The sequence below is a fragment of the Alphaproteobacteria bacterium US3C007 genome, from assembly GCA_034423775.1.
GTDB lineage: Bacteria > Pseudomonadota > Alphaproteobacteria > Rhodobacterales > Rhodobacteraceae > Thalassovivens > Thalassovivens spotae.
The window spans coordinates 2,489,541-2,507,185 of record CP139918.1; the positions used below are offsets into that span (position 1 = coordinate 2,489,541).

16 protein-coding genes are annotated in these 17,645 nt (G+C 50.6%); 8 read left to right on the top strand and 8 right to left on the bottom strand.

All coding sequences use genetic code 11. From position 1 onward, the window contains the following. Positions 1 to 20: 20 nt before the first annotated feature. The 4 genes from UM181_11880 to UM181_11895 form a co-directional block, all read right to left on the bottom strand. Positions 21 to 1,097 (bottom strand): ABC transporter ATP-binding protein, encoded by a 1,077-nt coding sequence (locus UM181_11880; GenBank protein WQC62024.1) that lies wholly within the window; start codon positions 1,095 to 1,097, stop codon positions 21 to 23. Between the two features lie 8 nt (positions 1,098 to 1,105). Continuing rightward, positions 1,106 to 2,005, bottom strand: coding sequence for a carbohydrate ABC transporter permease (locus UM181_11885; GenBank protein WQC62025.1), 900 nt, complete (start codon positions 2,003 to 2,005; stop codon positions 1,106 to 1,108). Next, on the bottom strand, positions 1,998 to 2,891 hold the full coding sequence (locus UM181_11890; protein ID WQC62026.1) for a sugar ABC transporter permease: 894 nt from the start codon (positions 2,889 to 2,891) through the stop codon (positions 1,998 to 2,000). Before UM181_11890 ends, UM181_11885 begins: the two co-directional genes overlap by 8 nt. Before the next feature lie 78 nt (positions 2,892 to 2,969). Further along, positions 2,970 to 4,196, bottom strand: a complete 1,227-nt coding sequence (locus UM181_11895) for an ABC transporter substrate-binding protein (GenBank protein WQC62027.1) — start codon at positions 4,194 to 4,196, stop codon at positions 2,970 to 2,972. Between the two features lie 233 nt (positions 4,197 to 4,429). On the opposite strand from UM181_11895, the gene UM181_11900 reads away from it, so the two are divergent. The 3 genes from UM181_11900 to UM181_11910 are packed head-to-tail and all read left to right on the top strand — an operon-like array spanning position 4,430 to position 7,712. Then, positions 4,430 to 5,485, top strand: coding sequence for a LacI family transcriptional regulator (locus UM181_11900; GenBank protein WQC62028.1), 1,056 nt, complete (start codon positions 4,430 to 4,432; stop codon positions 5,483 to 5,485). Positions 5,486 to 5,541: 56 nt separating this feature from the next. Next, positions 5,542 to 6,597, top strand: a complete 1,056-nt coding sequence (locus UM181_11905; protein WQC62029.1) for a sugar phosphate isomerase/epimerase — start codon at positions 5,542 to 5,544, stop codon at positions 6,595 to 6,597. A 17-nt stretch (positions 6,598 to 6,614) separates the two neighbouring features. Beyond that, entirely contained in the window at positions 6,615 to 7,712 is a 1,098-nt protein-coding gene (locus UM181_11910) for a Gfo/Idh/MocA family oxidoreductase (protein ID WQC64746.1), read from the top strand. On the opposite strand, the gene UM181_11915 is transcribed toward UM181_11910, so the two are convergent. Both UM181_11915 and UM181_11920 read right to left on the bottom strand, forming a co-directional pair. After that, positions 7,709 to 9,115, bottom strand: a complete 1,407-nt coding sequence (locus UM181_11915; GenBank protein ID WQC62030.1) for a HAMP domain-containing sensor histidine kinase — start codon at positions 9,113 to 9,115, stop codon at positions 7,709 to 7,711. The genes UM181_11910 and UM181_11915 overlap by 4 nt on opposite strands. Positions 9,116 to 9,168: 53 nt before the next feature. Then, complete coding sequence (locus UM181_11920; GenBank protein WQC62031.1) at positions 9,169 to 9,909, bottom strand: response regulator transcription factor; 741 nt, start codon at positions 9,907 to 9,909, stop codon at positions 9,169 to 9,171. A 217-nt stretch (positions 9,910 to 10,126) separates the two neighbouring features. Here UM181_11920 and UM181_11925 point away from each other — a divergent pair, with 217 nt between their 5' ends. From UM181_11925 to UM181_11945, 5 genes are all read left to right on the top strand, one after another. Beyond that, a complete protein-coding gene (locus UM181_11925; GenBank protein ID WQC62032.1) occupies positions 10,127 to 11,374 on the top strand; it encodes an ABC transporter substrate-binding protein in 1,248 nt (415 codons plus the stop codon). Between the two features lie 56 nt (positions 11,375 to 11,430). Further along, entirely contained in the window at positions 11,431 to 12,303 is an 873-nt protein-coding gene (locus UM181_11930) for a sugar ABC transporter permease (protein ID WQC62033.1), read from the top strand. Continuing rightward, on the top strand, positions 12,296 to 13,189 hold the full coding sequence (locus UM181_11935) for a carbohydrate ABC transporter permease (protein WQC62034.1): 894 nt from the start codon (positions 12,296 to 12,298) through the stop codon (positions 13,187 to 13,189). The genes UM181_11930 and UM181_11935 overlap by 8 nt, the downstream gene beginning before the upstream one ends. A gap of 5 nt (positions 13,190 to 13,194) precedes the next feature. Further along, the gene (gene ugpC, locus UM181_11940) at positions 13,195 to 14,295 is read left to right on the top strand and encodes a sn-glycerol-3-phosphate ABC transporter ATP-binding protein UgpC (protein WQC62035.1); all 1,101 of its coding nucleotides are present in this window, start codon (positions 13,195 to 13,197) and stop codon (positions 14,293 to 14,295) included. A gap of 283 nt (positions 14,296 to 14,578) precedes the next feature. Beyond that, the gene (locus tag UM181_11945) at positions 14,579 to 15,706 is read left to right on the top strand and encodes an NADH:flavin oxidoreductase/NADH oxidase (GenBank protein ID WQC62036.1); all 1,128 of its coding nucleotides are present in this window, start codon (positions 14,579 to 14,581) and stop codon (positions 15,704 to 15,706) included. A 198-nt stretch (positions 15,707 to 15,904) separates the two neighbouring features. On the opposite strand, the gene UM181_11950 is transcribed toward UM181_11945, so the two are convergent. Together UM181_11950 and UM181_11955 are read right to left on the bottom strand one after the other, a co-directional pair. After that, positions 15,905 to 16,687 (bottom strand): SDR family oxidoreductase, encoded by a 783-nt coding sequence (locus UM181_11950; GenBank protein WQC62037.1) that lies wholly within the window; start codon positions 16,685 to 16,687, stop codon positions 15,905 to 15,907. A gap of 21 nt (positions 16,688 to 16,708) precedes the next feature. Next, complete coding sequence (locus UM181_11955) at positions 16,709 to 17,644, bottom strand: 3-keto-5-aminohexanoate cleavage protein (GenBank protein WQC62038.1); 936 nt, start codon at positions 17,642 to 17,644, stop codon at positions 16,709 to 16,711. Position 17,645 lies beyond the last annotated feature (1 nt).

A 17,645-nucleotide genomic window follows, 5' to 3' on the forward strand; every position in this document is an offset into this window, starting at 1 on the left:
GTAGGGGCTAAGGGGGGGGGTTAAAGGCGTAATTCGGAAGCAGGATCAAACAGAGAGGCTTGTTTCGGGTCAAACCCGATGCTGACAAGGTCTCCTGGTTTCACGCGGGCTTGGCCATCCATCCGAAATCTGAAATAGGCCCCGCTTACGGTGCAATCAACGATCGTGTCCGAGCCCATCGGTTCGACCAAATCAACGGTGACTTGCGTGTGATAGGGGGCTTTGGCGCTTAAATCCCCCACGATCACATGCTCTGGACGGATTCCGATGGTTGCGGCGCAATTATTGGCTGGCTGTTCAGAGAATTCATAGCGATCGAGCGGTAATTTGACGTCTTCAAAGATAAAATGGTTATCTTGGATCTGACCCTCCAGAAAGTTCATTGATGGCGAACCAATGAAATTGGCCACATATTTATTGCGCGGGCGGTTGTAGATCTCATTTGGTGAGGCAAGTTGCATGATTTTGCCATTGCGCATCACCGCGATACGGTCGGCCAATGTCATGGCCTCGATCTGATCATGCGTGACATAAATCATCGTATTGCCCAATTGCTGGTGCAGACGTTTGATTTCAACGCGCAAATCAGCGCGCAGCTTAGCATCCAGATTTGACAGGGGTTCATCGAATAAAAAGACATCGACATCGCGCACCAGAGCACGCCCGATAGCTACACGTTGGCGCTGCCCTCCAGAAAGAGCGGCGGGTTTGCGGGAGAGCAAAGGCTCGATCTGCAAAATCTCAGCGGCCCGCGCCACGCGCGCTTTGATCTCCTCTTTGGGCATTTTCGTGTTTTTCAGGCCAAAGGATAAATTCCCCTCAACGCTCATTTGCGGATAAAGCGCGTAGGATTGAAAAACCATCCCGATGCCACGCTCTGACGGCTCGGCCCACGTGACGTTGGTGCCATTGATCAGGATTTGTCCATCGGTTATGTCGAGCAATCCGGCAATACAGTTCAGCAGGGTTGACTTGCCGCATCCTGACGATCCCAAAAGCACCAGAAATTCGCCCTTATGAACATTAAGGTCCAAATTGTGCAGAACACTTACAGATCCAAAATTCAGGTCTAATTTTTTTATTTCTACCGAATGCATAATGCAGCTTATCCTTTAACTGCGCCGGCTGCGATGCCGCGCACGAACAGTTTTCCTGAGATGAAATAGATGGTCAGGGGAACCAGCCCCGTGATGATTGTGGCGGCCATATTCACGTTATATTCCTGCACGCCCTGCGTTGAATTCACAATGTTATTCAATTGTACGGTCATGGGGTAATTTTCCGGCCCCGTATACACAATACCAAACAGAAAGTCATTCCAGATGCCGGTCACCTGAAGAATCACGGCAACCGTAAAAATTGGCAAAGACATGGGCACCATAATGCGGAAATAAATACCCCAAAACCCGGCACCATCCACGCGCGCCGCTTTGAACAACTCTTCGGGTAACGAGGTGAAATAGTTGCGAAATAACAGCGTCAAAATGGGCATACCAAAAATCGTATGAACGATAACCAGCCCACCCAGTGATCCATATATGCCAATTTCCCGCAGCATGATCACCAATGGGTAAAGCATCACCTGATAGGGGATGAACGCTCCAAATATCAAAATCGTAAAAAACACATTGGCGCCTTTAAAACGCCAGTTTGCCAAAGCATATCCATTGATAGAGGCGACGATTATCGAGGCAATGACTGAGGGGACCGTGATTTGAACCGAGTTCCAAAACCCGCGGCTTAAGCCTTCACATGTCAATCCTGTACAGGCCTGCGACCAGGCTTTCACCCAAGGCGCAAAGGTCACCTCAAGGGGCGGAGAAAAAATATTTCCCAGCCGAATTTCAGGCATGCCTTTTAAAGAGGTGACCGTCATCACATAAAGCGGGATGGCGTAATACACCGCGATAAACGCCAGCGTGCCATAGAGAAAGATATTTCTGCGCGAAAAGGTTTTGCGAGGTTTAGGGCCCCGAGGGCCAATCATGATCTCTTGCTCAGCCATGTTTTTTAGAACCTCCAAATTCAAGCATTGCCCAAGGTATAACAACCAACATAACGGTGAGCAGCATCATGGTTGAGGCTGCGAAGCCTTGCCCCAGGTTTTGCGCTTGAAACATAAGATCATATACATATTTTGCAGGCACTTCGGTGGCGATGCCGGGGCCGCCGCCGGTCTGCGCGACGATCAGATCGAACACTTTGACAATGCCCGTGGTTACGATCACCAAAGTTGTGATAAACACGGGTCGCATCATTGGAATAATAACGACCACATAGGTTTTCCATGTCGGAATACCATCAACGCGCGTGGCCTTCCAAACATCTTCATCAATACCGCGCAAGCCCGCGAGCATCAGCACCATCACCAAGCCGCTGCCCTGCCATAAGCCGGCAATGAGCACGCCGAAAATCGCGATGTCGGGGTTGTAGAGCGGATCGAAGGTAAAGCTCGCCCAGCCGAGATCCCTTACAATGCCTTGCACGCCAAAACTTGGGTTCAAAATCCACTGCCAGATCAAACCTGTCACAACGAAGCTTAAAGCATAAGGGTATAAGATTACGGTGCGAAAAACGCTTTCGAACCGCACTTTTTGATCAATTAAAGCCGCGAGTATAAAGCCAATCACGAACATCAAAATCAACATACACAGGCCATAGATGAATAGGTTTTCGATTGAAACCAGCCATTTCTTCGTGTCCCAAAGCCGCTCATACTGTTGAAAGCCAACCCATTTTAAGCGTGGCAGCAGTCCAGATTTGGTAAAACTATAGACAATAGTCCAAGCCGTACCGCCCACGAAAACAAACAGGGCCGTCACAATCATCGGGATTGCGGCGATCTTAGCTGATTTGTTTCTGAAAAGCTGATTAGGGCGCTTGTGTGACATTTGCGGCCTCAATATCCAATGCTTTGATATAAAAAAGGGTGTCAGCCCGCGCGGGCGGGCTGACATTTTGTTTTGGGTTTAGTCCGCGTTTGCGATCATTTTCACAAAGTCAGCTTGTGCATCCGCCGCTGAGATGGATGTGTCGGCAAAGAACTCGGTGAACAATGTGTTCATTTGGTTTGCCGTGTCAGGCGTTAGAAGCATATTGGTATCTGGCAACAACGCGCCTTGGTCAAGCAAGGCTAAACCTTTTTGCATGCAATCATTTGCCGCTGACAGATCAACATCGCCGCGTACTGGAAGCGATCCTTTTTTCAGGTTGAAGGCAACTTGAGTTGTTGGCTTAAGCAACAATGCTGCCAATTCACCTTGCGCTGCAACCTTAGCATCATCCTTCAGAACTGGGAAATAGAACGCATCGCCGCCTGTTCCCAATCTTGGGTTCATCCCCAAACCGGGCAAGCAACTATAATCTTCGCCCGCCACTGCGTTCGCAACCGCAAATTCACCCTGCGCCCAATCGCCCATGATTTGACCACCGGCTTGACCTGTGATGACCAAGTTGGTTGCGTCATTCCAGTTTTGAACGGTCGATTTTGCCGCCATGGAGCGCGCATTTTCAGCCGCTTCGAACAGTGAAGTTACTTCGGGGCCCGCTGCAACAGAGGCGTCTTTATCGCCATAAACGGCCATAAAAATATCGTTTGGCAGAAGCGAGGCCATCATCACGTTGAACGCGCCAGACTGTTGCCAGCCTTGCTGGCCCATCGCCAATGGTACTTTACCAGCAGCTTCCAGAGCAGCCGCACCAGCTACAAATTCGGTCCAATTGGTTGGAACCGAAACGCCAGAGTCTTCAAAGGCTTTGTGGCTGACCCACAGCCACTGCCATGAGTGGATATTGACAGGCGCGCAGTAAATACGGCCATCGACGGTGCAGGCGTCAAGCAGCGAAGAGGGGTTGACCATGTCTTTCCAGCCTTCGGCTTCGGCGATATCAGTGATATCACGCAAAAGACCAGATTCGATAAGTTCTTCTGCCTGACGGCCATGGTTGAATTGGAATGCTCCCATCGGCTCTCCGCCAATGATCCGGCTTACCATGGCCGCGCGCGCGGCTTCGCCGCCCACAATTGCGGCATCAACCCAGGTATTGCCCGTCGCGTCAAAGGCTTTTGCAAATTCGGCAACCGCAGCGGCTTCGCCGCCGGATGTCCACCAATGCATGACGTCCAGTTCAGTTGCTGCTGCATTTCCGGCTGCAACAAATGCCGTCGCTGTTATAAATTTTGATAGTAGTTTCACGATTGACCTCCCATGTCTGAATCGATTCCCTGCAATCTATAACGTTTTAGTTTTTGCTTGCAACAAATTAATAATATTCTAAACTCTCCCCATCTTGCGCGAGTGATAGCCCAGATTTTAAATCCGATCACCGGAAAAGGCTTGAAAAAATATATGTTAATATTGAAACTATCCTTGCTTATGCAGAAGGAAATCTGGGGTATGGCCCTCCAGGAAGGATAAAGTGACAAAAGATGGCGCGTAAACGTGAAACGGTTGATCAAGACTTTGCGGCGCGCCTATTGCCTGGGGAAAAACCGACTTTAAGAACTTTAGCCCGCCTCAGCGGGTTTGCCGTGGCCACCGTGTCGCGGGCTTTATCTGATGCGCCAGATATTGGCGATAATACAAAAAATCTTGTCAAACATATTGCGGAGGCCGTTGGGTATGTTCCCAATCGTGCCGGCGTCAGGCTGAGAACCGGCAAAACCAATGTCATCTCACTTTTATTGCCAATGACAGATGAAGAAACGAATATCTTTTATTCGATTATCATCCGATCTATCAGCGCAGAGTTTCTGGGCACCCCATATCATTTGAACGTCACACCGTTTTTTGCAGCTGGGGATTCGTTGTTGCCTGTGCAACGTATCGTCGAGAATGGGTTGGCAGATGGCATCATTATGAATCAGATTGAACCCGAAGATCCGCGGGTTGCTTATTTGTTAGAGCGTCAATTTCCGTTTGCGACGCATGGGCGCAGTAAGTGGCGCAAGCAGCATGCTTATTTCGACTTTGATAACCATGCTTACGTTTGGGATGCGATGCGCAAGCTTAAGGATCGAGGGAGATCTTCAGTACTTTTGCTTGCGCCACCGTTGACGCAAACCTACGCGCAAGAGATGCTTCGGGCGTTAACTGAAGCTGGTAAAGACCTGTCGATGACGGTGCGCTTTATTGAACGGCCTATCGAAAAAATACAGGGCGCCGAAAGCCCTGCGGCTTTTGCTGCTGCGATTGCCCAAGAGCTCAAGCGCGCGCCTCATATTGATGCGGTGATTGCAGCGTCTATCGATGCAGGTCTCACCGCCGCGCAAGCTGTCGAAAAGATTAAGGGTGTGGTGGGCGATACGATCGATGTCTGGACAAAAGAATTACAGCCGTTTTTGGCCAATTTTCGACCAGATATCTTGACGACGTTCGAAAATGCATCTCCGGCAGGAACATTTTTGGCGCGCGCGGTTCAAAACGCCATTGCCCAGCCAAGCAGACCGCCATTGCAAAAGCTGGTTGGCCCAGAAGATATATAAGGGCTGGTTCTGAGCCCGATTTTAAAATTTTACCAAGGTGAGAATAGGAAAAACAGATGAAATCGCAGATCAAAGGACCAGGAATTTTTCTGGCGCAATTCGCCGGAGATGAAGCTCCGTTTAACTCTTTAGAGGGCATTACGAAATGGGCGGCCAGTCTCGGCTACAAAGGCGTGCAGATTCCAACCTTCGATACGCGCCTTTTTGATTTGGATCGCGCGGCTGAAAGCGCGACTTATTGCGATGAAGTCCAAGGCATTTGCGCCGATGCCGGTGTGGAAATCACCGAGTTATCAACGCATCTTCAGGGCCAATTGGTGGCGGTCAACCCGGCCTATGATATCGCCTTTGACGCCTTCGCTCCGGCAGCGTGCCAAAAAAATCCCGCAAAGCGTCAGGCTTGGGCCGTTGATCAAATGAAAAAAGCTGCCATCGCCTCAAAGCGGTTGAACCTGACGACCTCTGTTTCCTTCACAGGAGCGCTTGCCTTTCCCTATCTGTATCCTTGGCCGCAACGTCCAGAAGGCCTGATTGAAGAAGCCTTTGCAGAGCTGGGCCGGCGCTGGAAGCCGATTTTGAACCATTACAAAGAGCATGGCGTGTCAATCGGTTACGAAATTCATCCTGGAGAAGATGTGTTTGATGGCGCGACCTATGAGATGTTTGTGGATGCAACAGGCGGGCATGATTGTGCCCTAATCAATTACGACCCCAGTCATTTTTTGCTTCAACAGATGGATTATCTGGCTTTCATTGACCTATATCATGATCGGATCAATGCGTTTCATGTTAAAGATGCCGAATTTAACCCAGATGGGCGCCAAGGCGTATATTCAGGCTATCAACCTTGGGTCAACCGGGCAGGCCGGTTTCGCAGTTTGGGTGATGGTCAAGTTGATTTCGCGGCGATTTTTTCCAAGCTGACACAATATGGCTATAACAGCTGGGCGGTATTGGAATGGGAATGTTGTTTGAAATCCGCCGAACAAGGGGCGGCTGAAAGCGCGCCGTTTATTGCAAAACATTTGATCGAAACGCCGTTAAAAGCGTTCGACGATTTCGCTGGTGCAGAGCGTGACGAGGCGCAAATCAAAAGGATGTTGGGGCTGTGAAAACTTTAAAATTAGGCATGGTCGGAGGTGGCCAAGGCGCGTTTATTGGCGGCGTCCACCGAATGGCTTCGCGGCTTGATGGGCGTTGGGAATTGGTGGCCGGAGCTTTGTCATCCCACCCCGCGCGTGCAGAGGCTTCGGCCAAAGAATTGGGATTGGATCCAAAGCGATCTTACCAAAGCTATGCTGAGATGGCCGTGCAAGAAGCCGCCCGAGCGGATGGGATTGATGCGGTTGCCATCGTTACGCCCAATCATATGCATGCGGGGCCAGCCATAGCTTTTTTAGAAGCGGGTATTCACGTGATTTGTGATAAACCCTTGGCGGCCACGTCTGAACAGGCTCAGCTCATCGATGCCGCGGTAAGGGCTTCGAAGGCGCATTTTATTCTCACGCATAATTACACCGGTTATCCGGTGATCCGGCAGGCGCGCAAATTGGTCGAAAACGGCGAATTGGGCGAAATTCGAGTGATTCAGGCGGAATATGCGCAAGATTGGTTGAGCGAAGCTGCGGATAACAAACAAGCAGATTGGCGGGTGAACCCCGAAAAATCTGGGGCGGGCGCCATTGGTGATATCGGAACACATGCTTTAAACTTGGCCAGTTTTGTATCGGGCTTGCAGCCTCAAGCGCTTTGTGCGGATTTGCACAGTTTTGTGGATGGCCGTCGTGTGGATGACAATGCCCATATTATGCTGCGGTTTGAGAAGGGTGCGAAAGGTATGCTTTGGGCCAGTCAAGTTGCGGTTGGGTGCGAAAATACGCTTACATTACGGATTTATGGCGAGAAAGCCGGTTTGGAATGGCAGCAAGAAAACCCAAACCAATTGAGCTTTACGCGCTTTGGGCAGGCCAAACAGCTGCTTACCAGAGGCGGGGCAGGGTTTGGAGAAACTGCTGGCGATTGGACCCGCATTCCCCCTGGTCATCCCGAAGGCTATCTAGAGGGATTTGCAACGCTCTATAGCGAGGCGGCCGATTTAATCTCAGGCATAGGCGCGGGTGAGCTTTTGCCCAATTTAGACGCGGGTCTGGCGGGAATGTGGTTTATTCAAGCCTGTCAAAAAAGCTCTGAACTGGGGGCTGTTTGGGTGTCTCGAGCGGGGGATTAACGCTGAATTGTAAAGCGTACTTCTAAGCCTTGCGCCCCCTGCTCGAAGGTGACTGCGCCTTCATGCTGCGCTGCAATCGTGTCTACAATCGTGAGGCCCAAGCCAAAGCCAGGGTTGGCTTTGCTGTTCTCACCGCGTGAAAAAGGCGTTGTTAGCTTTGCGATTAACTCAGGGTCAATGCGTCCGCCCTGGTCAGCGATGGTCAGATGTGCCTGGGTGGCGTTCGCCTCAAGCGTCACATGCGCGCGGCGGCCATATTTAAGCGCATTTTCGATTAAATTCGTGGCAGCACGGCGCAGCGCCAGTGGCCGTGCGGTCACGATCACCTGATGCAGCCCGTCCATGTTAAAAGCGCGGCTGCGCGGGTTACGATCAAACACACTATGCTGCATTTTGATTTTCACCGGGGGTTCCCCTGCCAGCGTGACCGGGTGGCCAAGATCTTGATAATCATCCACGATGGCCGATATCAAGGCGCGTAGAGACAGCCGTCTTGGCCGCTCTGCGCTTAGCTCTGAGCGCGTATAATTTAATATGCTGTCGATCATATGCGTCATTTGATCAATATCCCGCTCAAGCTTTTCTCGCAGCTCTTCATCTTCAATAAGCGCGATGCGAAGCCGGGCCCGAGTGGCTGGTGTGCCCAGATCATGGCTCACGGCTGAAAGAACCATCGCGCGCTTTTCCAGCGCATCTCGTTCTCGCTCTCGATAGGCTTCCACTTGCGTTGCGATTTCCAGCAGCTCAAGGGGGCCTTCCACCGGCGAGGTTTCATTTATATCGCTGCGCCTTTGCGCGCCGAGCCGCGCGGCATAGGCGCTAAAATTGGCCGCCACATCTTGCAGGCGCAAAACCAAAAACCCAAGTCCGAGCAAAACCAAAAGCACCGCATGCGGGCGCCGGTCTGTGGGGGCGGCGTCACAACCCCAAACGTTCGACCCGTCGATTTTATACCAATACCCGTCTTGATAACGGGCAAAAAGGATCGGGTCCGAGCAGTATGAGGCCAATAAGCGAGTCACATCGCCAAGCGCAACTGCCGCTGATCCGTCTTTTGTTTTAGCGATTTCTCTTACTGGATATTGCAGATCTGAGGACACAATTGCGAGCGATAAGGTTTCTTGGGTTCGCAGCTTCGGACCGCTGGCTTTCAGCGAAAATACCGTAACATAAGGCGTTGCGGATTGATCGGTCAAAAGCCCAAATTTTCCCTTATTTGCGATCAGAATATCATTTGGTTTGAGTTGTGTGATCACCAGATCAGAGGGTGGGCTTGCCTGTTGTCGCAGCATGTCTGACAGCCTAAGGCCGCTGTTGAAGGCCCGCTGCAAATGGTTTTGCCAGACGAATTGGCTGTGCATCCAAATCCAAACCGACCCAGCCCCGATTGTGGCGGCGAGCATAATCAAAACAATTCCTGTAATACGCAGGGAATTCAAGTTTCGCGGCCACATCCTCATGCGCTGGTGCGATCCACATCCGTGGCGAAAATATATCCAACGCCGCGTTCTGTTTTCAGAAGTTGTGGTTCTTTTGGATTATTTTCGATCTTCTGCCGAAGCCGTCCGACCAAAACATCCAAAGCCCGCCCCGACACATCGCTCGGTTCATTTTCAATATCTTTTGTAACATCCATTGCCGATAAGATTTCGTCGCGGGTCAGGGGAATATGTGGGTTGGCAAGCAACACTTTTAAAAGCGCGGTTTCGCGGCGCGAAAGCACCACTTGAAATCCAGACGGAGATTGGACTTCGTCGCGTTTTCCATCATATTGCCAACCTGAAAAAAAATACTGCGATGTGTTGCGGCGATAATTCAAAGAGGCAGAGCGTTGGCCACGCCGCAGTACCGCGCGAATGCGCGCGAGCAGTAAATCGGGGTTGAACGGCTTGGCGATATAATCATCGGCACCAACCTCATAGCCTTGCATTCGCTGGTGATCAGCCGAAAGTGCAGATACAAGAATAATCGGCACATCATGCGTATTGCGCAGGTTAGCGCAGATCTGAACCCCGTTTTCATCGCCAAGCATCACGTCTAAAAGCACCAGATCAACGCGGCCTTTTTCCAGATGGGCTTTGACATCCCGGCCGGTGGCCGCGGCCATTACCATGTAACCGGATTTGCGCAGATATTGTGTCATCATGCTGCGCATATCATCATCATCATCCACCACCAAAAGCCGTTGTATTGCCATTTCATGCCTTTATCTTGCTAAAAGAGTTATTTGTGCTTCTCGAGGTTATCGATGTAACACTGTGCAACAAATTCCAGTCGAAGGTAACAGTTTGTAACAAAAGAAACGAAAAACTAACGATCGGCTGCTGTAAACCAAATCTTGGCGGTTGAACTTCGTGATGGGGCGGGCAATGCAGCTGCATTCGTCGCGTTGGGCGACATTTTGGGAGGAAATTATGACCTTAAAATCTGCTCTGGCAGCAACTGCTGCTGTAAGTATCATTTCTGCAACCGCTGGCTTTGCGGGACCGGAAGCCGAAGTTTTGCATTGGTGGACATCTGGCGGTGAAGCCAAGTCAGTTGCCGTTTTACAAGAAGAATTTGCCTCAAAAGGCGGCACATGGACAGATATGCCCGTTGCGGGTGGCGGCGGTGATGCCGCAATGACAGCGTTGCGTGCGCGGGTTCTTTCCGGCAACGCGCCAACAGCGGTTCAGTTGAAAGGCCCCGCCATTCAAGAATGGTATGAAGAGGGTGTTTTGGCGGATATCTCATCCGTTGCACAAGCCAATGGTTGGGCCGATGTTCTGCCAGCATCAATCGCGGGTCACATGAAATGCGAAGGCACATGGTGTGCGGCGCCGGTCAACGTGCATCGCATCGATTGGATCTGGGCGAACGCCGCGATCTTGGAAGCCAATGGCATCGCGATGCCAAGCACATGGGCCGAGTTTAACGCAGCTGCCGAAAAACTTCAGGCCGCGGGCATCACGCCTTTGGCGCATGGTGGACAAGCTTGGCAGGATGCAACCGTTTTTGAAGCTGTCGCATTGGGTGTAGGAGGAGCAGAGTTCTTCCAAAAAGCGTTCGTAGAGCTTGATGAGGCTACTTTAACCTCAGACACCATGAAAGCCGTGTTCGATCAAATGCGTACGATGCGCGGATTTGTAGACTCGAATTTCTCGGGTCGCGATTGGAACTTGGCAACAGCCATGGTGATGAATGGCGAAGCTGCTTTCCAAATCATGGGGGACTGGGCCAAAGGTGAATTCCTTGCCGCGGGCAAACAGCCTGGCAAAGATTTCCTCTGCGCCTCAACCCCTGGTGAGGGTTTCCTCTATAATGTAGACAGCTTCGCAATGTTCGATGTTGCGGGTGATGATAAAACGGCCGGTCAGCTGCTTTTGGCGGAATTGATCGTAGGCAAGAACTTCCAAAAGGTTTTCAACCTGAACAAAGGCTCAATTCCAGCCCGTACAGATGTTGCCTTGGATGAGTTTGACAGCTGCGCGCATACATCGGCAAAAGATATGGCCGACAGCAACGCCGGTGGATCATTATTGCCAAGCTATGCCCATGGTATGGCGTTGCGTGGGGCACAATCTGGCGCAATTACCGATGTTGTGACATCGCATTTCAACTCTGACATGTCCTCAGATGACGCTGTTCAGATGTTGCTGCAAGCTGTTCAAAACAGCATGTAAATGCAAATCGCCTTGCCCGATAGCTTCGGGCAAGGCAGTTTTTTTGGAGAAATATGATGACTGAGTGGCTTGAACGCCATATGCCCAAATTCGTAATGGCGCCGTCTTTCGTGGCCATTTTGATTTTTGTGTATGGATTTATCGGGTGGACTGCTTGGGTGTCGTTCACCAAATCTCGCCTTTTGCCAAAATATGATATTGTAGGAACGATTCAATATGACAGGTTGTTTCAGTCGCCGCGCTGGGAAACTGCGATCAATAATCTGTATGTTTTTGGTATCTTATTCATCGTGATCTCTATGTGTCTTGGCCTGATATTGGCCATCTTTCTAGATCAAAAAATTCGCGTTGAAGGGGTTATTCGTACGATTTACCTTTACCCTATGGCGCTTTCAATGATCGTGACAGGCACGGCTTGGAAATGGATTTTAAACCCTGGCCTTGGTATCGAGGCAACGGTAAGAAAATGGGGGTATGAGAATTTTACCTTCGACTGGTTGGTCAATCCTGACATGGCCATTTACACCGTTGTTCTTGCTGGGGTTTGGCAATCTTCGGGGTTTGTGATGGCGCTGTTTCTGGCTGGCCTCCGCTCCGTAGACGAAGAGATTATAAAAGCTGCGCAAGTGGATGGTATTCCAACATGGCGCATTTATTCGGCAATCATCATCCCCTCGATGGCCCCAATCTTCTTATCAGCTTTCATCGTTCTATCGCATTTGGCGATTAAAAGCTTTGATTTGGTGATCGCGCTGACCGGCGGTGGGCCGGGTTATGCAACAGATCTGCCAGCGACCTACATGTATACAATGGCGTTTTCCCGCGGTGATATCGGGCAAGCTGCCAGCTCAGCCATGATCATGATGGCGGTGGTATTCACGATTGTGGTTCCTTATCTCTATTCCGAATTGAGGGCAAAAAATGACTGATCTTTCCAACCCTCTTGCGGCCAAAAAACAATCTTATGGTACAGTGGCGCTGCGATGGTTGCTTTATCTGTTTTTGGGTATCTTCGTCGTTTATTATCTGATGCCTTTGTTCGTGATGGTCACAACATCGCTAAAAAGCCTTGAAGAAATTCGCACGGGCTCGTTGGTGGCTTTGCCCAGAGTAATTACGTTTGAGGCCTGGAAAACGGCATGGTCCGGCGCTTGTACGGGCATTCAATGTGAAGGGCTTCAACCTTATTTTTGGAACTCAGTTTTATTGGCTGTGCCCGCTGTGATTTTATCTACATTGATCGGCGCGTTGAACGGATATGTGGTTGCGCAATGGCAATTCCGCGGTGCCAACCTGATTTTCTCATTAATGCTTTTTGGCTGCTTCATTCCGTTTCAAGTGGTGCTGTTGCCGATGGCGCGGATGCTAGGGCTTATGGGGCTTGCAGGATCAATCCCTGGATTGATTTTCGTTCACGTTGTGTATGGGATCGGCTTTACAACGCTGTTTTTCAGAAACTATTACGTTTCAATTCCAGCAGAATTGGTGAAGGCGGCGAAAGTTGATGGGGCGGGGTTCTATCGCATATTTTGGTCTATCTTTCTGCCCTTATCGCTGCCCATCATTGTGGTCACCGTGATCTGGCAATTCACCCAAATTTGGAACGATTTTTTATTCGGCGTTTCGTTCAGCCAAGCTGGCACGCAACCGATCACAGTTGCGCTAAACAATATCGTAAACTCAACCACAGGCGTTAAAGAATATAATGTTGATATGGCCGCAGCGATTATTGCTGCCTTGCCAACATTGCTTGTCTACGTGGTTGCTGGAAAATATTTCATTCGCGGTTTGACCGCAGGCTCGGTCAAAGGATAACGGCTATGTCACCTGTTTTGGATATCAAAAATCTATCTAAGAATTTCGGCTCAATCGAAATTTTGAAAAATATCAACATTTCTATCGATGAGGGTGATTTTCTGGTTCTCGTTGGACCCTCTGGATGCGGGAAATCGACCTTGCTCAATTGCATTGCTGGGCTCGAGCCGATCAGCGATGGTGGGATCGCGATCAGTGGGCAAGATATGACCCATGTAAGCCCTAAGGATCGTAATATCGCAATGGTGTTTCAATCCTATGCGCTCTACCCCACCATGACGGTTGCGAAAAATATCACGTTTGGCATGAAAGTGCGCGGCGTTGAAAAAGAGGTTCAGGCGCAAAAATTGCAGGAAGTGTCACGACAGCTGCAAATTGAGCCATTGTTGAACCGGCGGCCGGGGCAACTTTCTGGGGGACAACGCCAAAGGGTGGCCATGGGGCGGGCGTTGGTGCGCGATCCAAAGCTGTTTTTATTTGATGAACCCCTGTCAAACCTCGATGCCAAACTGCGCGTTGAAATGCGCACCGAGATTAAGAAGCTACACCAATCCTTAGGGGCCTCGATGGTTTATGTGACGCATGATCAGATCGAAGCGATGACCTTGGCGACCAAGATCGTTGTTATGAAAAGTGGTGTTATCCAGCAGATCGGCACGCCTGCAGAAATTTACAATCGGCCCGCAAATTTATTTGTAGCAGATTTTATGGGCTCGCCAGCGATGAATTTGGTGCCCGCTTCAACGTCAAAAACATCTTCTGGCTTTGATATTATTATCCGCCGTGTTGGAGAAGATCCGCTGGTTTTGTCAGATACCAAAGCGCGCGATCTTCCCAGCGAAGTGATGCTTGGCCTGCGACCAGAAGATATCACTGATGGTCAATTCCGCAATGGATCGGCAAAACCAATGGCGCCCTGCAAAGTGAGCGTTGTTGAGCCAGCAGGGGCCGATACATTTGTTGTTCTCAGCCTTGGCGGCAAAGAAGTTACGGCGCGGCTTCAGGCGGAAACCTCGGCCGAAGCGGGGAAGTCGATGGAGTTTTGTTTTGATCTGAATAAGGCATCTTATTTTGATCGCGATACGGGCCATCGCTTGTCTGTTTAAGGCCTTTTTGGTTTTATGCATGCACCGGTGCTTCAGCGCGCTGCTTTCTGGTTCAGGTTTCAAGGCCCAAAAGCGCTGCGCGCTATGGTTTTCTTAAAGAAAGGGTTTTCGCGGGCCCTTTGCAGGGCTGCTGTCAAAGGCGTGATTTTGGCACTATGAAGTTTCTTGGCCTCTGATAGTCTTCGCTCTATCACAGAGCGAGGCCGGTTATGAAAACGCAGACTATGAAAAATGGGTGCAATCCCACCCACTTTTACCACCATAATTTGGTTGGGTGTTGATAATGGGCAGTCGGCTTTTCTCGCCCATTTCTTTGGCAGATGTTGAACTGCGCAATCGCATCATTGTGTCACCAATGTGCCAATATAGCGCAGATGCAGGATGCGCCACGGATTGGCATTTAATGCATTTGGGGCAGTTTGCGGTGTCTGGCGTGGGGCTGATCTTGACCGAAGCGGTTGGCGTGGAGATGGCGGGCCGGATTACTCCGGGATGCCTAAGCTTGTGCTCGGATGCGCAGGAGAGCAGCTTGAAACGCGTGTTTGATTTTTGTCAAAAGTTTGGTCATGCCAAAATGGGTATACAACTTGCCCATGCTGGGCGCAAAGGATCAACGGATTTGCCCTGGAATGGTGGAAAGCCCATTTCACCAAATGAGCCGCGCGGATGGCAAACGGATAGCCCGTCGGCAGTGCCGTATGCGCCTAAAGGGTGGGACGCGCCAGCCGCGTTGGATCAAGCTGGGCTGCTGCGGATCAAGAATGCCTTTGTAAGCGCCGCGCAGCGCGCTGACCGCATCGGGTTTGATGTTGCTGAACTGCATGCCGCGCATGGGTATTTGTTGCATCAATTTCTTTCGCCCTTAAGCAACCTGCGTGCGGATGAGTTTGGAGGAAGTTTGCAAGGCCGAATGCGGTTTCCTTTGGCGGTGTTCGAGGCTGTGCGCGAAATCTGGCCAAAACATAAGGCTTTGGGCGTTCGGCTTTCGGCTACTGATTGGGTCGCCCGCTCAAGCTGGACGCTCGCCGAGTCGCAGATCTTTGCCGGAGAATTGAAAACCCGTGGCTGCGATTTCATCGATGTGTCAAGCGCGGGGAATTCGCCAGAGCAAGAGATAGATGCCGGCCCAGGCTATCAAACCGGGTTTGCCGCGGAAATTAAGCGGATAACCGGTATGCCGACAATGGCGGTTGGTCATATCACGGATCCAAAACAGGCCGAGGCGGTGCTGCGTTCGGAGCAGGCTGATATGGTTGCGCTTGGACGCGCGATGTTAAACAATCCGCGTTGGGCATGGCAGGCGGCAGAAAGCCTGAATGCGAAAGCAGCATATCCCCCTCAATATAGGCGCTCGAACAAAGCCTTTTTAGCTTTGCCGGTGCCGGGAAACCCGCCGGTTGCCACAAAATGAAACTGCATTATCTGCCCCGGGCGTTGTTTTGAAATAAAACGTTTCGATCTGCTCAAACCATTAAAACGTAAAGCGCCTTTAAAACGCTGCGCCGGGCAGGGCGACGCGCCGGTAGGCTGTTTTCAACCGCAACTGGGGCTGTAAAGCACAGCAATACCACCTGAAAAAAAGGCGCCGCGCCTTGACAGGATTGGGTGATCACAATGTTTCTACATTGCCACAAATACTGATCGCTTGTCCGGATATGTTGCGCCCAAGAGGCGAGGCAAGAAAGATGGCTTGCTCGGCAACATCTTGCGCGCTGACCATGCGTCGGAGCGATATTTTATTCAGGTAGTCTTGCTCCATATCTTGATACGAAAGCTCTAGCGCAGCGGCGCGATCAGCAATCACTTTTTGCATTCTTGGGCCCTCGACGATGCCCGGCAATAATGCGTTGGCGCGTATTCCGCTTGGGCCCAATTCGATTGCCAAACTTTTCACCAAACCAATGATGGCCCATTTGGTGGCAGAATAGGGCGTTCGATAGCCATAGCCTAAGCGCCCTGCAACCGATGATATGCAGATAATCGAGGCGTTCTGAGACCGCTTCAGCAACGGCATCGCGTATTTTGTGCAGTAAAATTGACCATTAAGATTTACATCCACGGTGTCGCGCCATTTGCTGCTTTCAATATCTTCTATGGCGCCGGTTGGGCCTGCAATGCCGGCGTTGTTCACCAAAACGTCAAGGCCGCCCATTTCAGTGGTTGCCTCTTCAAATAATCGCGCCACCTGCTTTTCATAGGCGATATCGCAATGGCTGCGGCCCCACTCGGGTTGGCTGGCTTTCACATCAGCCAAGGCTGCGTTATCTGCGTCGCAGATATGGATCTTAGCACCATAAGAGGCAAAACTTTCCGCAATCACCCGCCCAATCCCGTTGCCACCCGCCGTGACCAAGACTTTTAAATCTTTACATAAATTCGTCTGAAAGCCCATAATCTTGTCCTTAGTGGCGATTTAAAAATTTACCCGGTCAGCGCCTTTTAAAGCCAGCATCTCTCTTGTCTGCGCAGGAGTGGCGATATTCAAAGAAAGGCCTTCGAGAATTTGCCGCATTTTGGTAACTTGATCTGCGTTGGATTTTGCCAATTCTTTAGGCGCGATCCATAAGGAATCTTCTAACCCGACGCGCACATTTGCCCCCTGTGCAGCGCCCATGGCCGCCAATGGCATTTGATGGCGCCCGGCCCCGAGGATTGACCATTGATACTCTGATCCAAATAAGCGATCCGCGGTGCGCTTCATATGCATCAGATCTTCAGGATGCGCGCCAATACCGCCAAGCAGGCCAAAAACAGATTGAATAAATAAAGGCGTTTTGGCCAAACCGCGATCAACGAAATGCGCCAGATTATACAGATGCGAAATATCGTAGCATTCAAATTCAAAGCGCGTGCCATTTTCATTGCCGATACGCAGGATTGTTTCGATGTCTTGGAAGGTGTTTTTGAAGACAAGGTCGCGAGAGTTTTCTAGATTTTCGCGTTCCCATGTATGGGTGAAGTGATCAAAGCGGTCTAGCATAGGATAAAGCCCAAAATTCATTGATCCCATATTCAAAGACGCCACTTCTGGCTGAAAGGTTGTGGCCGGTTGCATCCGCTCCGCCACGCTCATATGCGGACTGCCTCCGGTGGTGATGTTGATGACGGCATCTGTTGCTTGTTTTATCCGCGGCAGAAATTGTTCAAAAACGTAGGGGTCTTGGCTAGGTTTACCGGTATCAGGATCCCGCGCATGCAGATGTAAAATTGACGCTCCCGCTTCAGCGGCTGCAATCGCAGCGGCTGTGATTTCATCTGGCGTCACCGGTAAATAAGGTGACATGCTGGGTGTGTGGATCGCACCAGTCACGGCGCAGGTTATAATTACATTACGGTTTGGTTTGCTCATT

Coding starts and splice junctions, on each gene's coding strand:
- UM181_11910 (WQC64746.1), top strand. CDS start 6,615: ATGGTCGGAGGTGGCCAAGGCGCGTTTATTGGCGGCGTCCACCGAATG.
- UM181_11930 (WQC62033.1), top strand. CDS start 11,431: ATGACTGAGTGGCTTGAACGCCATATGCCCAAATTCGTAATGGCGCCG.
- UM181_11920 (WQC62031.1), bottom strand. CDS start 9,909: ATGGCAATACAACGGCTTTTGGTGGTGGATGATGATGATGATATGCGC.
- UM181_11945 (WQC62036.1), top strand. CDS start 14,579: ATGGGCAGTCGGCTTTTCTCGCCCATTTCTTTGGCAGATGTTGAACTG.
- UM181_11885 (WQC62025.1), bottom strand. CDS start 2,005: ATGGCTGAGCAAGAGATCATGATTGGCCCTCGGGGCCCTAAACCTCGC.
- UM181_11950 (WQC62037.1), bottom strand. CDS start 16,687: ATGGGCTTTCAGACGAATTTATGTAAAGATTTAAAAGTCTTGGTCACG.
- UM181_11935 (WQC62034.1), top strand. CDS start 12,296: ATGACTGATCTTTCCAACCCTCTTGCGGCCAAAAAACAATCTTATGGT.
- UM181_11890 (WQC62026.1), bottom strand. CDS start 2,891: ATGTCACACAAGCGCCCTAATCAGCTTTTCAGAAACAAATCAGCTAAG.
- UM181_11905 (WQC62029.1), top strand. CDS start 5,542: ATGAAATCGCAGATCAAAGGACCAGGAATTTTTCTGGCGCAATTCGCC.
- ugpC (WQC62035.1), top strand. CDS start 13,195: ATGTCACCTGTTTTGGATATCAAAAATCTATCTAAGAATTTCGGCTCA.
- UM181_11900 (WQC62028.1), top strand. CDS start 4,430: ATGGCGCGTAAACGTGAAACGGTTGATCAAGACTTTGCGGCGCGCCTA.
- UM181_11915 (WQC62030.1), bottom strand. CDS start 9,115: ATGCTCGCCGCCACAATCGGGGCTGGGTCGGTTTGGATTTGGATGCAC.
- UM181_11955 (WQC62038.1), bottom strand. CDS start 17,644: ATGAGCAAACCAAACCGTAATGTAATTATAACCTGCGCCGTGACTGGT.
- UM181_11880 (WQC62024.1), bottom strand. CDS start 1,097: ATGCATTCGGTAGAAATAAAAAAATTAGACCTGAATTTTGGATCTGTA.
- UM181_11925 (WQC62032.1), top strand. CDS start 10,127: ATGACCTTAAAATCTGCTCTGGCAGCAACTGCTGCTGTAAGTATCATT.